Origin of the sequence: Pantoea ananatis LMG 2665, assembly GCF_000710035.2 — a bacterium.
Classification (GTDB): domain Bacteria; phylum Pseudomonadota; class Gammaproteobacteria; order Enterobacterales; family Enterobacteriaceae; genus Pantoea; species Pantoea ananatis.
The window spans coordinates 667,161-682,145 of the sequence record NZ_JMJJ01000005.1 but is presented as its reverse complement, the minus strand read 5'-3'; the positions used below and the strand labels follow the sequence as shown (position 1 = coordinate 682,145).

Below are 14,985 nucleotides of genomic sequence, written 5' to 3'. Positions count from 1 at the left end.
CATAAACAGGGGGCCGCTATGGCAAATACGTTGGCGCACAGCCGGGTTCAGCTGTCGGACCTGGCTGACAGCGTTATCAGGATGGCCTTGCAGGAAGGGGCTTCCGATGCGCAGGTGATGTTTAACGAAAGCACAGGACTGCTACTTGAAATGCGTCAGGGCCGGTTAAAAACGCGCACCCGCGCCAGTCAATCCAGCCTGTTTCTCACCGTTTACCGAGGTCATCATCAGGGAACGACCAGCTCAACGAACTATTCGTCTGCAAGCCTGCGTGAAACGGTGCAGGCCGCATGCCGTATTGCAGGTTACACCGGCGAAGATCGTTTCGCCGGACTGGCGGAGGCACGCTTTCTTTGCCGTGCATCGGACGAACTGGACCTCTGGCATCCCTGGAACCTCGACGAAGCCGATGCGACAGCACTGGCACAGCGCATAGAGGCCGGGATTGTTTCAGCGGGTGACGACGTCATTAGCGACGGTGTTACCGTGCACACCGGGCACTCGGACTGCTTCATCATGAACAGTCATGGATTTAGCTGCAGCGAACGCCAGAGCAATCACATGATGGCAGCCCGCGCGCTGGCCCGTAAGCAGAATCGCAGCCTGCTGGATTTCCATTTCTCGGTTGCCCGCCACGCCCAGTCACTCATGGCACCGGAAGAGATTGGACGCTGGGCTGGAAATGGCGCGATAGCGGCGCTGGATACTGCCCCGCTTCAGGGCAGCCAGCGCTGTCCGGTCTTGTTTGACGCTAAATGTGCGCTGTCTTTGCTTGACCATCTGGTTCAGGCGACCAGCGGTAGCGTGCTGTATCACCGTAACAGCTTCCTCGCTGACAGACTGGGCGAGACGGTTTTCAGCGACCACGTCAGCGTCACTGAAGATCCCTTCGCGCCGCAGGGGCTCGCCAGCCGGTCATTCGACGGCGACGGTATCGGCGGCACAACCCGCAAGATCGTTAATCAGGGGATTCTGGCGGGTTTTTTCCTCTCGGCTTATGCCGCGCGCCATCTTGATATGGCTCCGACCGGGAATGGATGGGGGCCGGGAAACCTGTCTCTGACCAGCAGCCTGACGCAGAAGGGCGATGATTTCGACGCGATGGTAAAAAAACTTCATACCGGGCTGATCGTGACCAGTTTCAGCGGCGGCGGGCCACGGTTGATTAACGGTGATTACTCGCGAAGCCTGCGGGGTTTTTGGGCTGAAGGCGGGCAAATACGGTACGCCGTTGATGGCGTTACGGTGGCGGGTAACCTGGCCGAAATGTTCCGCAACATTGTGGCTATCGGGACTGACGTGATAACCCAGGGCGCACTGACTTCCGGGTCTGTATTAATTGATAACCTTCAGGTGGCAGGACGCTGAGCCAAAGGAGTTTTACTATGAGTCAAACAGGCACAACCACTCGCCTGGTACAGGCCAAACAGCAATTGCTGGAACCCTACGGCCTGAGCGATGCCCTGCTACAGGACATCATGGGACGGATTCTCGTCCATCGGGTCGATTACGCCGATTTATATGTGCAGAGTCTTCGCCATGAAAGTTGGGCAATGGAAAATGGCGTGGTGAACTTTGGATCGTTTGATGTCGATCAGGGGTTCGGCCTGCGTGCGGTAGAGTACGATCAGACCGCCTTCGCTTATTCTCAGCATCTTGATCTCAAACATTTGCGCGAAGCCGCGCGATCGGTGCGGACCATCGCTAAGCATTGCTGTCTCGCCCTGCCTGAACCTGTTAAAGCCCGGCCCGAGTCAACGCATATCGGCTCCCGCGATCCCTTAGTGGCATGGGAGGCGGCAGAGAAAATCAGTCTGCTCGAAAAAATCAACCAAATGACTCGTGCGCTTGACCCACGGGTGATTCAGGTCACGGCCAGCCTTCGATTGTCCCATTCGGTTAACTATGTCCTGCGCCATGATTTTTATCAGGCTGCAGATATTCGTCCGATGCTGCTGTTGCAGGTCAGCGTCATCGTCGAGCAGCGGGGCGTCCGTGAGTCGGCCACGACCGGCATAGGTGGGCGCGGCGATTTCAACATGTTCAACGATCAGGTGCTGCAACAGACTTTACGCACGATGGTGGATTCAGCACTGATAAATTTAGAGGCGGTTGCGGCCCCGTCCGGCGGAATGCCTGTTGTCATTGCCGCCGGATGGCCCGGCATGTTGTTGCATGAAGCGATGGGGCATGGCTTTGAAGGTGACTATAACCGGCTGGGTACCTCAGTTTACGCAGGGCGCATCGGAGAGAGAGTTGCACCACCTGGGGTGAATATCGTCGATGACGGCACGCTACAGGGGCGCCGGGGTTCGCTCAATACAGATGATGAGGGGCACCCGACGCAGTGCACCTCATTGATTGAAGACGGTATTCTGCAAGGTTATATGCACGACAGCCTGAGTGCCCGTCTGATGAAACTTCCCCCCACTGGCAATGGCCGACGTCAGTCCTACGCGTATCTTCCTATGCCGCGCATGACAAACACCTTTATGCGTAATGGCCAGTATGAACCTGAGGAGATCATTGCGTCTGTTAAACGTGGATTATATCTGGCTAACCTGGGCAGCGGACAGGTGGATATCGTCAGTGGCCAATACAGCTTTCAAAGCGCGCTGGCCTACCTGATCGAAGACGGCAAAATTACAACACCGGTTAAAGGCGCCACGCTGACCGGAAAGGGACCGGAAACGCTGCAGCAGATCAGCATGGTTGGCAACGATCTGGCCCTGGATCGTGGCGTCGCCACCTGCGGGAAATCGGGACAAAATGTTCCAGTGGGCGTAGGGCAACCGACGCTTAAAGTGGATAACCTCATCGTTGGCGGCACGCGCCAGCGATGAGGTCATCATCCGACGAAACCGGTCTGTGGCGCTTGTCGCTTTGACGGACGCTACGGGTGGGCTGACCGCTGTTCAAATGTCGATGCCAGCGTTTGCGCGCGCTGCGGACGCGCCAGAGCCCGCAGCGATCATGTGTTTTAAGCCAAAAATGAACCTGCCGTCACTGACTGGCGGTAAGGGGAATCTTGAGACGGTTAACGCTTTCTCGGGTAAGGAATGATGATGAAATTAACGCCATCCTGGACTGATGCATTTGCCCGGATGCCATTAACCTATTTGCGCCAGGAATATCCCAGTCATCTTGTACACTTAATGCTTGATGACAGTGATGCCTTGTCGCCACGTGTACTGCATCCGGTTTTCTATGGCTGCTACGACTGGCACTCTGCGGTACACGGTTACTGGCTGTTGCTCCGTGCCCTGAGCCTTTATCCCACGTTGTCATGCCGTGATGAAATCATTGCTGTTTTTCATGCGCATTTTACTGAAGAAAATATCGCGCAGGAACGTGCTTATTTTACCGTACCGTTTCGCACGGCGTTCGAACGTCCTTACGGTTATGCATGGTTGCTTGGCTTATCCGGGGAGCTGAAAAAATCTGCCTTGCCGCAGGCTGCGCAGTGGTATCAGAGGCTTGAGCCACTGACGCAGGACATTCGCAGTCGCTTTATCGACTACTTCAGTAAGCTGACCTACGCTATTCGGGTCGGGACCCATACCAATTCTGCCTTCGCGCTGATGTTAGCACTGGATTACGCACGCACTTTAGAGGACAGCTTGCTGGAAAACGTCATCGTTAATGTCGCAGAACGTTTTTACCGCGAGGACACTGATTATCCAGCACATTATGAACCCGGTGGGGACGAATACCTTTCTGGTGCATTAACGGAAGCCATGTTAATGAGTAAAGTCACCGTTAACTTCGCCAACTGGTTCGATGCATTTCTACCTGATATCGCCAGTAAGACCGCGCTGATGCAGCCTGCAGAGGTCAGCGATCGTACCGATCCCACCATCACACATCTTGACGGATTGAATCTCAGCAGAGCCTGGTGCTTTAGGCATCTTGCTGTTGCATTGCCAAACGCTCATCCCGCTGTCTCGTTGCTTCAGGCCGCAGCCGAACGGCATCTGACAGCCAGTCTCCCTCACGTGGTGGGCAGCCATTACAGCGGCGGCCACTGGCTTGCCAGCTTTGCACTGCTTGCTTTGGCGTCGCCTGTTGACGGCCAGGCTCATCATCAAACGTGATCTCGCGTTTGAGATCCTCTCCGGCATCCTGAGGTTACGATAACAAGATACGTAGCAGTAAACCGATGGTCCTGTAGATATCGCAGGGAATTTGTCATGACGCTGTTTTCAATGACAAAGCGCGGTCCGTTTGCGGCAAAGACGTTGACGCCGTTTGGCATCTTGACGCTAGAGCCTGCGCTTTTTCTGGGTGCGGGCGTGGGACGTTTTTGGGGCACGAGGGCAGAAATGTACTGGACGATGATGTGCGAAGCGGCGTTGTCTCATGCCACGCGCTTCTGCTATCTGATCACAGCAAAATGATGGCTGTTTTTACCATTGTTTTACCCTCACCAATCGCAGGCAATAAAAAACCAACCGTAAAGGTTGGTTTTTTAAGGGATAATTTGGTCGGCACGAGAGGATTTGAAAAGTTAAACTAACATTATGCATTTAAAGGTATTTAAAACTGATATATATGTTAAATATGCCTATGCATATGCCTAAAACATGTGCTTATGAAAATTACTTACTTTTCCATTGTCGACGTAAGAGGGCTATGAAATCTTCGACATATAAAAGCTTATCTAAGGTAAATGCCTGTCTTCCAACATGAGCTGGGTTCAAGAAGACTGGAGCTTTATCTTGTCCCATCGAGAATGATGAATACATAGTATTGGGACTAGCCATGTACTCAGCCTGAGTTTTCCATGAGGCTGAGGAGCCACCTGATATGCTTAGTGCAGGCACGAGATGAGTTAATCGTTGTGTAGGATCGATGTCAGAGTAGATCCATAAAGCATAATCTAAAGCTTTTGAGAGCTGCTCAGTTACCTGTTCTTCGATGATGGCGGGAAGGCCTCCTGAAGGTGAAGCCAAAGGTAATGAGATCAGTAGATCGCCATTAGAATGTAGCTTTACAAGATTCTTAAGATCCCGGTTTAGCGTCTGACATATACACATCGCTCCATTTTCAAGCGATACATTTGTGCCAAATTGCTTGTCGAAGATAGCATGCCTGCCGAAAAGAGCTTCTTTTGATAACTTATCCTCAAGCTCTTTAGAGTCCATTTGAGCAGGACGGATAATGGTTGAATCAGGGCCGGCAGCAATTGAGATATCCAGATTGATTGCGCTTTGTGAAAAAGTTTGGTTACTGCGCGGCAGATTCTCAACTGCTCTAGTTTTAAGGCCCACAGGATCAAGAGGTGCTACTGCACGGGCAAGTACAAGGTCATGAATTGCTTTAAGAGCTTTAGCTTTTAGATCTTCAGCTGAAGAAAATTCCCCTCTAAAAAAGCCTTTTTCCCAAGTACTTACTTCCTTTATCAGTTTATCCTGTTCAGGTTCCGCTTCGCTGATTTCACTTTCAATGAAGATAATCAATGGCTTGGTATTACGAGCTTCGATGATTTCCTCGTGGGTTGCTGACAAGCCTGACTGTTGTATCGCTCCATATCGAGAGCCTAAAATCAAAATTACAGCGTCAGATTCACGAACACCGTTAAGACAAGTGATTTGTGGCGAATTTGCTCTAGCCCCAAAATCCTCTGCCATAAGTGGTTTATGCCCAAGAACACAAACGGCATCCTTGACAGCTTTTCTTTTATCTTCAAAACCCGATATCAACGAACTTATGAAAATATTCATATGAATTCTCAGCAGACAGGTTATTAATAAGTATAGGCATTAATCGTGAGTCGACCTTTGTTACCAAATAGGAAAATTATGAAAAATTGGTCTGCTGAGGATACAAGAGCAGTTAAAGCTTGGCTGAAAATAGAAAACTATAAAAGTTTTGAAGATACAACGCTCAATGCGCTATACCACGAGTTATGGGCAAGAGCCCTTCTTTTTAAGCCATGGCCGACTGAAGAGGAAAAGGTCGGTCTTGGTGGATACATGAGACAGATCTTCAATGGGAAGCCTTTCCTCTTCGAGCCCGAACAGCTTAACTACATGCAAGATGATCAAACTCTTCAAAGCCCACCGCATATCTTCATTACAGACATAAGCCGCCTTGCTCAACTTAGTGTAACTGGTCTCCGGGTCAATCTGTTCTCCTGGGAGCAAGGTAGTGACGAGTACTGCGTAAACCTTCCCCACCATGAAGCATATGTATCTACGGTTATGTCAGCGATATGTGAAAGCACCGTCCTTTTAGAAATCGACCTTGCCAGTGGTACAGACGATGAAATTGCAGAGTCTATCAAATCAGCTCTTCCGCAATGGAGACGCGTGAAGGGGATTGAAGCTGACGAGTCAAGAGCTGTGCGCTTCGGCTACGGGACGATAAAGAAGATTATCACCTATAGGCTAATCGCTATGCTCGACGTGCTTCTGTGGGCAAAAATGAATGACCTACGCCTTTCAGACGACAGGCTGTCGAGACTTTTGTACACAGACGAAGATGATGAGGCAGTTATTCGTCTGCACTACCATATCAAAGACGCAGACAGACCCCTTGCGATGAAAGCCGCGACCATAGATTTCATTAGGCAGTTCAACTTCTTCATAAATCGAAACCTACACCTGAAAAACATGAGAGTTTCGGAGGTTATGAAACTCTCGGATTCTAACTGACCTATCCTTCAGCGGTTCTGTTGTCTTGAGTCGCACTAACCCTCCTCTCCATATCTCCCTTACATTTGCTCTCGTCGAAACTGCACCGAGGAGAGCAACATGAAAACACAAAATACGAAACTAATGCGTTTACCTGCTGTGATTGAGAGGACTGGTTTTAGCCGTTCTTGGATCTACGAGTTGATCAATCAAAAGCAGTTTCCTCAACCTATCAAGATTGGCTCTCGTGCGGTGGCATTTATTGAGGGTGAAATTGATGAATGGATTGATGTGTTAATTGCTAAATCACGAAACGAATCCATTTAAGAGGGCTTTAATGTGAAGTTGAACGATTTTATTAGTACTAATGAATATTTTAGGTCTATGGAAAAACAATCATTTAATGAAAGATTCGATCATGTTGCAGTTACAGCCATGTGTAATGATGAATTTTCCAAAAGTATTGCTTTCTGGTTAGGAGAATATCTCTCAGGGAATATAAAGGGGGCAGTATCTGCTATTTTTGAACTTGAGTTTAAAATACAGTACGCGGTCTTTTCAATATGGATGACTTTATTTAAACAGAAAGCAGATGTTGAAAATTTGGCCAAAATGATCCTTTTGTTTAAATCTGAACATGAATTTAAGAATTTTAAGTTGTAAGATTGTTTTAAACAAATCTTATTTGTATAGGGTTAATATGGCAGTAGTAGGAATGGGGCCATGTATCATATGCATGGCCCTTTATATATGAATTACAATCTGTCTTGCTTTTTTATGGTTTCTGATAGTGGTTCAATCTTCGCACCCAACACTTCCTGTTCATTTTTAATTCTTTGAGTTAAATGTTCGTTTCTAAGATCGGCAACACGTGATTGAATAGACAGAAGGTTTTCGAATTGTGGTTCTCCGTCGAGAGTAGATTTCTGACCAAAGCCATAGATAATGAGTTGAGATATTGAATGTTTATCATCAAGATTATTGTCGATTTTGTAGTCTGATAAATATTGGAAGAAATCAAGGAACTCTCTTGCTGATAACTCTAACAGGTAGCGTTCGTAGAACTCGAAGGCGGATGATTCATTTAATTCTTGCAAGATTTCATGTTCATTTTCAGGAAAATATATCCACATAATTTCTAAGTTATTTTTAATATCAATCATAGGCTCTCCTTGGTTTTTATTGATATATAACAAATGATAAAGTAAAAGCAAGTATTGACTAGTTAAATACTTGTGTTATTAAAGATTAATGCCGTGAAAGTTGTCGATAAAATGGAAAGAATTAAAAGCCAAAACAGCTTAAATTTTGCAAAATTCTTTACGGAAATAAAGCGAAGATAGTTGTATCAAGCTGCGCAGAGTGTTTTTAAGGTATCAGGTAAATAGAATGCACCTAATATATACCTTATTAACATTTGGAAAGAATATTTAGTACCATCCTTTATTGACAGCTATTAAGCGGTATATTAATAAAATATTCTTGCAAAATTATTGTAGGTCATTGTTTTTGAATATTTAACCTATACCTGTTTTGCAAAGAATTTAACTGAAAAAAAAGGAGAGTTTATGGAAAGATTTGGTATTAAAACGTTTAAAATGAAAAATGGTGAGCGCTATTGCATTATAAAAAACAAGAAAACAGGCATCCCGTTATTTTATCCATGTTTATTTATTACAACACAACTTAGAAATAGCAATGAATCGATAAAAACAATTGAGACTCAGGCAGGGTGTATTGCACTTTTTTATCGGTTTCTTTTTATACGCAATATAGACATTGAAGAGCGAATTCAAACAGCCAGATTCCTGGATAACAACGAAATTGATCTTCTGCGCGATTTTGTCGGGAAGAGGATGAGAACTGCGAAAGTGACTAATATCAAAGATCATCATCCTGGAGTATGCAGTGCGACAAAGTACATACGGCTTACAACAATAGCAAAATATCTCGAATGGTTGTGTCAGCTAACTATCAAAAATATTGGCGACGGCTACAGGAAAATTTTCTACTTTGTGAACAAGATAAAAGCCAGAAGGCCGAAGATAAAATACAGAAATTCAGAAGGCAACGTTTATAAAACAATTGAAGAAGAAGACCTGGAAATCCTTCTTTCTGTTATTGATCCGCAATGTGAATTCAATCCATTCGACAAAAAGGTTCGGCAGAGAAATCAGCTTATAGTCACGATATTACATTCATTAGGGATAAGGTGTGGAGAGTTATTGAACCTGAGAGTAGAAGATATTGATTTTGCGGCGCAAATGCTTTTCATAAGACGAAGGGCTGACAGTATTGAGGACACAAGAGTCAATCAGCCCCTCGTAAAAACGCTTGAAAGAAATTTACCCATGTCTGACGAACTTACCAGACTTCTCCATTCATATATTACAGGCGAAAGAAAAGCCAATATCAGAAAGAAAAAGCACGGATACCTTTTCATTACTCACAAAGAAGGAGAGACACGTGGCGATCCTCTGTCCGTTCCTTCCTACCATAAGATCATTTACAGACTGAGAAGCATTGACTCAGGTTTAAGCCAGTTGACTGGACATAAGTTCAGACATACCTGGAACTATCTATTTTCGAAACTGATGGATGAAAGCACCGAGCATGTGAGTGAGGAGATGCAAGAGAAAATGCGTTCAAACCATATGGGGTGGGAGCCGGGTTCTGGAACAGCACAAACCTATAACAGACGATTTATTGTTAAGGAATCAGTAAAAGCAGCCTTGCAACTTCAGGATAATATTTTTAAAAAGCGCAGTGGGGTGTCTTATGAATAAATTAAAGGTTATAAACGCGCATAGAGATATCTTGTATGCAAAAAACGAAAGTTACACATTCGGGTTGGATGATGAATTCTGGGAGTTAAGTAGAAATATAAAATTGAATGTAGGTGAGGTGACTGAGAAGTTATCAGAAAATCTCAGATACGGTTATGTGAATACACTAAAATATTTCGCAGAAGAAATTAGCCCCGGTTCTGTTAAGCAAATTAACAGGGTTTTTATGAAGTTAATTTCAGTTATGAGCTTTGATACATTTGATGAGGCCGTAATGTTAACAACAAAATCTAATGATAAGTTCTCAAACCAGGATATCCTTTGTCTAAGGATCCTGATTAAAAAATGGTATGAATTAGGTTTTAAGGGGGTTACCAAAAGCTGTGTAGACCTCGTTGATAACTGGACGATCAAAGACAATAAAAAAGGTGAGGTTGTTAAAAGACGAGACCCTTACCAGGGGCCTCTGACAGACATGGAGTTTGATAATTTTTACGATGCCGTCTCACGTGCATACCAGAAAGGTACAATATCCTATTCTGATCTGGCAATGGCTTTAATCACTATTCACACGGGCAGAAGAAGTTTACAAATCACACAGATAAAAACGAAAGATATCATAAAAGAAAGAGCCATAAACGAATGCTATATAAATATCCCCAGAATAAAGCAAGGTGAGAAGTATAGAGCGTCATTCAGGCGATTCAGAATTACAGATGAATTATTCAACATATTTAAAGAGCAGGCACGTATTGTTTCTGAGAGTTTTAGCAAGCAACTCGGTAGAAAACTCTCTGATAAAGAGATATTAGAATTACCTTTGTTTGTCTGTCAGGAAAGGCTTGAGGGGGTTATTGAGGGTGAGAATTTACATGAGATTCTTTCTTCAGACAAACTTCACGCCTATGCGATGAAGTGTACTCAAACGCTCAAAAGAATAGCTATAGCAGAAAACGTGATCTCGGAAAGGACGCGTGAAGTAATAAATATGAATGCCAGGCGGTTTCGCTATACATTAGGTACCCGGCTTGCCAGAGAAGGTTATGGAGAAGTTGTTATAGGCGAATTACTTGATCATTCCACATTAATGTATACAGGCGTTTATGTTCAGTCAGGTCCAGATAGTTTAAATAAAATCGAAGATGCAGTTTCAGTTGAGCTTGGCTACTACGCAAAGATGTTTCAGGGAGTGCTGATTAACAAAAGTGAGGATAAATATCCCGGTGGCAACATCAGAATCAATACTGGTGAAAAGTCAGGGCAATGCGCCAGTTGCAAATCCTGCACAGCATGTGTGCCCATCCCCTGTTACACCTGCATGCATTTCAGACCTTTTGTTGAAGGGCCGCATGAAAAATTACTCGAATATTTACTCGATGAGCGTAACAGGATTCAGTGCATAGTGGCTGATCCTATGACTATACAAATACTTGATAGAACAATTATTGCAGTATCAGAGGTGATAAATAAGTGCAAAGAAATCAAAACAAACCCGGAGGTGTTAAATGGATAATATTAAAAATGATAAATTAAGAGTGCTCGAAACGCGCAGGGAAAAATATTGTGCGCAAAAAATAGATGATTTTGTGAGCTACTGTCGGTTCACTCTCAATGAAAACGACCTTGTGAGCTGGGAGGAGGTTAACTGGACAAAAGTTTTCCTTTTTACTAAAACCCCTGTCAAAGGCGTTAAAAAAAGCTCTGTTATTGTAAATGAGCCATTAGACAAGAATTTCATTGAGTTCGCTAAAAGCTATGTCCTTTACCACTACATGAATGGAGGCAGGAAAATCAATCAGCGTCTGAATATCGTTTTCAGAACACTTGAGGCAGCCCTCTTGCAGGTCAATGGGCGGAGTCATATTCAGTACGTTAATCTCACTGTTCTGGACCAGTGCGTTGTCACCTTAAGAAGCGCATACAACAAAGCAGTAGCGCATGCCTGCGGTAAAGTACTGGAGGGACTGGTTTCATTTCTCAGAGAAAAAGAATTCCTGGTCATGCAGTCACTGCTCTGGAAGAGTCCACTCAGAGCGCAGGAAGCAAGCAACAGGCTCACTAAAACTGCACAAGAGGCCCGTGAGGCAAAGTTACCTGACGAAGAGTCGTTGAATGCTATCGCTGAAATTTTCGCACTTCCAGACGATCAGCTTTCAGAAATGGACTTGTTCATAAGCTCCGTCTTTGCATTGCTCATGTGCGCACCTTCCAGAGTAACCGAAATCCTGACGCTCCCTGCGGATTGTGAAATCCGTGAGGCGGACAGGGAAGGAAAGATGCGGTACGGGCTGAGCTTCTATTCCGTGAAGGGGTTTGGTGGAAATGTGAAATGGATACCTGAAGTCATGGTCCCGGTTGCTGAGATAGCTATCAGGAGGCTAAGGACTCTTTCAGAAAACGCCCGGACATATGCCAGAGAGATTGAGATTTCTGGTGAGGGCCGTGAGCTTTACCCAGACTTCCCCTGGTACGATAAAGAAAAGAACATTCGGTATAGCAACGCACTATGTCTTCTGTTCCGGTATCAGCTCAGTGCAGGTTTAACAACGCAAAGATCTCTTTTCAGACCAACTGCCTCTATGGTTAGCGCCAACCTGGGAAGCACTGAATATCGCCGGACTCACTCTATTACAACAATTTTTGACAGGCACGGATACAGAGGGGCAAATGGGAACAGCCTTTCCCTCAGAAGTCACCAGGCAAGGCACTTACTCAATACAATTGCACAACGTGGTGGCCTTGGCGATTTTGAACTAGCCAAGTGGTCAGGACGAGTGAGGGAAACACAAAACAGAACCTATAACCACGTCAGCCAGGAAGAGAAGGTTCGGGAGTCAGTTAAGCATGGTGTGCAGAATATTGGCATTAAACCAGAAAACACCACCCCACGTGACCAGCCCCCAGTATTAGATACTTAATCAATCAATGGGGAGCAGGTCACACGAGCTATAGCAAACCCTTCATGGCGTATTGATGTCAAAGATACAGGTCACGCAGCCATTCACGTTACAGAGTTCGGCTACTGCACTCATGACTACGTAATCTCTCCGTGTACTAAGTTCAGGGACTGTATCAATTGCAGCAATCATGTGTGCGTGAAAGGGGACAAAGCCTCGCTAGGCAGGCTGGAAGCTACAGCGGCCTACACAGAGCAGCTTCTTGAAAAGGCAAAGGTAGATATGGAAGAGGAATACGGGGCTGACAAGTGGGCGGCCTATCACGAAAAAAATCAAGCAAGACTTCTGGATTTGATAGCGCTACTCAAAAGCAAAAATCTTGAGGACGGGGCGCTGGTAAGACTGGAGGGTGATGATTTTACACATATGAAAAATCTCACAGGCGCGAGCAGAAAGGAACTGATTGGAAATGAAAGGATAAATAATAATTAAAAGGAGAGCTATATGGCTAAACATCTAGATAATAAAGATATCAGCATAATTAAAAACACAATAGCAGGTTGGGACAGTGAGAAGTTAGGTAAGCTTTCATGGGAATATCTTTGTGACAGGCTTGAACCTCTGATTGGTAAGCGACCAACCCGTCAGTCACTGGGGCTTCACAAAGATATTGTCATGGCTTTCAATATTAAGAAGAAAAATATTAAGTCTGGAAACGATGAAGAAAAACGGCCAGCTAATTTAAAAATGGCCTCACAGCGTATCAGTAATCTCGAATTCAAAAATAAAGCACTGGCAGAAGAGATCAGGAGTCTGGAAGAGAGGTTTGTTGTATGGCAGTTTAATGCTATAAATCACGGAATCAGTTTTGAACAACTTAATAATGGATTGCCTGAGATAGACAGGGAAATCAATGCTGATTAAATATTTATTTGCGCATATGTTGCGCAATTTAAATTATATGTTATCTTGTATATACAACCAAGGAGTGGTTGATCATTTTTGCAAGGATGCAATCTATGAAAAATACAGACGCTCTTTCAAAAGAAGAAAAGCTACTTTTGCTTTTGCAAATGTTCATTGAGAGATTAAAAAAATCAGGTTTTGCACATGACAAGATAATTCGCTATATCTGGCTATTCTGTGTCGGCTACTACATTAAGTACTACCTTCCACAATCTAAAACAGATTTTGCAGATCGTTTTACGATCATATCTATGCTTTCAAATGCTCTAAAATCGTGTTCTTCAAGAATCATTCAGCACCTTGGCTATGAACATGAGATCACGTTTTTCTTTAGGTTTATGATTCATTATGCCATTGATAATGAAGAAGAGGCTGAGGCCGTTTATCGTAAGGAAAGGGTAAAGTATGAGAAAGCTGTACTCCTGAATCAGGTCGTTGCGGCCAGAAGAAAGAGAAAGAAAAGGAGAATTTAAAATTATATTTTGATTTGACCCTATATATCTAACGCTTTATATAATTTAAGATTGACTGAGTGGATGTATCTTCTAATATTGATTGGCAATTACACAGAGTGTTCATTGCCAGGTTAGTCTCTAATGAAGAAGTCTATCCTGGCAGAAAATATCAGCCTTTTATCAAACTGGATATCAATCGTGAGCCTTCTGAGATATCTGCTAACTGTATATTATCATGTACAGGGAGGATAAGCAGACGACGAATAAATTTCATCGCGTTGGGTAGTTTATTATTTCCAGGATGATACTCTGCGAAAACCGGGTAGCAGGTGATTGGTTTCAGTTCATAGCGATAAGGATCGGTAAGCAGGCCAAGGGCAGTTAATTGAGCCGCAAAGTGCAGCCCGTCAGTATTATCATTGAACTGCATAGCACATGCATAGGGCGCTACTTTACCGTTATCTGCAACTGGTAAAGATTTAAGCTGGGAAGCAAAGAAAGTGACTCGAGCCATGCTGAGCATATTGTCTCACGAGTCGATAGGTAATTATCCAGCCCCGTCAGCGAATGCTGACCTGCGATAGCCTGTTAACCTAACAGTTTATGTTTATAGTTCACACCGAACTGATTGCCATATCCATTCCCGTCAAAGCCCCGGCGTATAAAGGCGCGAAGGCGCTCAGCCAGATCCGTATCATTTGTTGATACGAAACCGCTTTCTCCTATTAAGAGCAGCTTATATTCATGGGCACTAAAGCAACCTAAGTGGCCCTTAAGACCTTCCTGCCCGCAAGGAGTTGAGGATCGGAAAGACTGAGCGGCATCTTCTAGCAATGGGACATTAAAACGTTTAGAAAGGAAAAGCATAGTTTCTGAAGTGCCTGGTTTACCCCACATATTACAGGCTATGATGGCTGCCAGTGCATTGTTAAGTTCAGATTCTAGCTGTTCGGGATCAAGGCAGAAGGAGTCACCATCTGTATCGATCACCACAGGCGTAGCGGCAAGCTGAAGGATAGGCAACACAGTCATAACTGCACAGACTGCTTGCTGGTACAGCGACACGGCTACCTTTACCCACGTCAATAGCTACCAGCCCTGAGTGGATTGCTGCTGTACCTGAGGAGATGGCGATGACATGTTTAAAATTAAGCCTAGCTTCCAGTTTTAGCTCGTAGTCTCTTACAGCAGCTGCAGTACCTGAGTCGTCCCGATAGTTCATAAGGCTGTTCTGATATGCTTCTGT

At 44.8% G+C, this 14,985-nt stretch carries 18 protein-coding genes; 13 read left to right on the top strand and 5 right to left on the bottom strand.

Going from position 1 to position 14,985, the window contains the following annotated elements; genetic code table 11:
* The first annotated feature begins 18 nt into the window (after nucleotides 1-18).
* From EL29_RS11075 to EL29_RS11060, 4 genes are all read left to right on the top strand, one after another.
* Nucleotides 19-1,368 carry a TldD/PmbA family protein gene (locus tag EL29_RS11075; protein ID WP_028715392.1) on the top strand — a complete coding sequence of 450 codons (1,350 nt, stop codon included), beginning with the start codon at nucleotides 19-21 and terminating at the stop codon, nucleotides 1,366-1,368.
* A gap of 17 nt (nucleotides 1,369-1,385) precedes the next feature.
* Nucleotides 1,386-2,843 carry a metalloprotease TldD gene (tldD, locus tag EL29_RS11070; protein WP_013026463.1) on the top strand — a complete coding sequence of 486 codons (1,458 nt, stop codon included), beginning with the start codon at nucleotides 1,386-1,388 and terminating at the stop codon, nucleotides 2,841-2,843.
* 222 nt (nucleotides 2,844-3,065) lie between these two features.
* Nucleotides 3,066-4,094, top strand: a complete 1,029-nt coding sequence (locus EL29_RS11065) for a DUF2891 domain-containing protein (RefSeq protein WP_042678205.1) — start codon at nucleotides 3,066-3,068, stop codon at nucleotides 4,092-4,094.
* Nucleotides 4,095-4,190: 96 nt separating this feature from the next.
* Entirely contained in the window at nucleotides 4,191-4,397 is a 207-nt protein-coding gene (locus tag EL29_RS11060) for a hypothetical protein (protein WP_015699874.1), read from the top strand.
* Nucleotides 4,398-4,598: 201 nt separating this feature from the next.
* Here EL29_RS11060 and EL29_RS11055 read toward each other — a convergent pair whose 3' ends face one another.
* Nucleotides 4,599-5,723, bottom strand: coding sequence for a DUF4062 domain-containing protein (locus tag EL29_RS11055; RefSeq protein WP_028715390.1), 1,125 nt, complete (start codon nucleotides 5,721-5,723; stop codon nucleotides 4,599-4,601).
* 78 nt (nucleotides 5,724-5,801) lie between these two features.
* On the opposite strand from EL29_RS11055, the gene EL29_RS11050 reads away from it, so the two are divergent.
* The 3 genes from EL29_RS11050 (at nucleotide 5,802) to EL29_RS11040 (ending at nucleotide 7,298) form a co-directional block, all read left to right on the top strand.
* Complete coding sequence (locus tag EL29_RS11050) at nucleotides 5,802-6,656, top strand: DUF6387 family protein (protein WP_028715389.1); 855 nt, start codon at nucleotides 5,802-5,804, stop codon at nucleotides 6,654-6,656.
* Between the two features lie 99 nt (nucleotides 6,657-6,755).
* The gene (locus EL29_RS11045; RefSeq protein WP_028715388.1) at nucleotides 6,756-6,962 is read left to right on the top strand and encodes a helix-turn-helix transcriptional regulator; all 207 of its coding nucleotides are present in this window, start codon (nucleotides 6,756-6,758) and stop codon (nucleotides 6,960-6,962) included.
* 57 nt (nucleotides 6,963-7,019) lie between these two features.
* On the top strand, nucleotides 7,020-7,298 hold the full coding sequence (locus tag EL29_RS11040; RefSeq protein WP_152548269.1) for a hypothetical protein: 279 nt from the start codon (nucleotides 7,020-7,022) through the stop codon (nucleotides 7,296-7,298).
* Nucleotides 7,299-7,390: 92 nt separating this feature from the next.
* Here the strand turns inward: EL29_RS11040 and EL29_RS11035 are convergent, their stop codons facing one another.
* Nucleotides 7,391-7,798 (bottom strand): hypothetical protein, encoded by a 408-nt coding sequence (locus EL29_RS11035; protein WP_028715386.1) that lies wholly within the window; start codon nucleotides 7,796-7,798, stop codon nucleotides 7,391-7,393.
* A gap of 405 nt (nucleotides 7,799-8,203) precedes the next feature.
* On the opposite strand from EL29_RS11035, the gene EL29_RS11030 reads away from it, so the two are divergent.
* From EL29_RS11030 to EL29_RS11005, 6 genes are all read left to right on the top strand, one after another.
* Nucleotides 8,204-9,421: a tyrosine-type recombinase/integrase gene (locus EL29_RS11030; protein WP_028715385.1), complete on the top strand. Its 1,218-nt coding sequence runs from the start codon at nucleotides 8,204-8,206 to the stop codon at nucleotides 9,419-9,421.
* Nucleotides 9,414-10,934 carry a site-specific integrase gene (locus tag EL29_RS11025; RefSeq protein WP_050442534.1) on the top strand — a complete coding sequence of 507 codons (1,521 nt, stop codon included), beginning with the start codon at nucleotides 9,414-9,416 and terminating at the stop codon, nucleotides 10,932-10,934. The genes EL29_RS11030 and EL29_RS11025 overlap by 8 nt, the downstream gene beginning before the upstream one ends.
* Nucleotides 10,927-12,339 carry a hypothetical protein gene (locus EL29_RS11020; RefSeq protein WP_033788613.1) on the top strand — a complete coding sequence of 471 codons (1,413 nt, stop codon included), beginning with the start codon at nucleotides 10,927-10,929 and terminating at the stop codon, nucleotides 12,337-12,339. The genes EL29_RS11025 and EL29_RS11020 overlap by 8 nt, the downstream gene beginning before the upstream one ends.
* A gap of 177 nt (nucleotides 12,340-12,516) precedes the next feature.
* A complete protein-coding gene (locus EL29_RS11015; RefSeq protein WP_028715383.1) occupies nucleotides 12,517-12,810 on the top strand; it encodes a hypothetical protein in 294 nt (97 codons plus the stop codon).
* A 12-nt stretch (nucleotides 12,811-12,822) separates the two neighbouring features.
* A complete protein-coding gene (locus EL29_RS11010; protein WP_028715382.1) occupies nucleotides 12,823-13,242 on the top strand; it encodes a hypothetical protein in 420 nt (139 codons plus the stop codon).
* 95 nt (nucleotides 13,243-13,337) lie between these two features.
* Nucleotides 13,338-13,757, top strand: a complete 420-nt coding sequence (locus EL29_RS11005) for a hypothetical protein (protein WP_028715381.1) — start codon at nucleotides 13,338-13,340, stop codon at nucleotides 13,755-13,757.
* Nucleotides 13,758-13,908: 151 nt separating this feature from the next.
* Here the strand turns inward: EL29_RS11005 and EL29_RS11000 are convergent, their stop codons facing one another.
* The 3 genes from EL29_RS11000 to EL29_RS23435 all read right to left on the bottom strand — a co-directional run bounded on the left by EL29_RS11000 (nucleotide 13,909) and on the right by EL29_RS23435 (nucleotide 14,961).
* Nucleotides 13,909-14,262, bottom strand: coding sequence for an aspartate aminotransferase family protein (locus tag EL29_RS11000; RefSeq protein WP_033788612.1), 354 nt, complete (start codon nucleotides 14,260-14,262; stop codon nucleotides 13,909-13,911).
* A gap of 65 nt (nucleotides 14,263-14,327) precedes the next feature.
* A complete protein-coding gene (locus EL29_RS10995) occupies nucleotides 14,328-14,804 on the bottom strand; it encodes a DegT/DnrJ/EryC1/StrS family aminotransferase (RefSeq protein ID WP_235193312.1) in 477 nt (158 codons plus the stop codon).
* Nucleotides 14,710-14,961 carry a DegT/DnrJ/EryC1/StrS family aminotransferase gene (locus EL29_RS23435; RefSeq protein ID WP_071999623.1) on the bottom strand — a complete coding sequence of 84 codons (252 nt, stop codon included), beginning with the start codon at nucleotides 14,959-14,961 and terminating at the stop codon, nucleotides 14,710-14,712. Before EL29_RS23435 ends, EL29_RS10995 begins: the two co-directional genes overlap by 95 nt.
* Nucleotides 14,962-14,985: the final 24 nt, after the last annotated feature.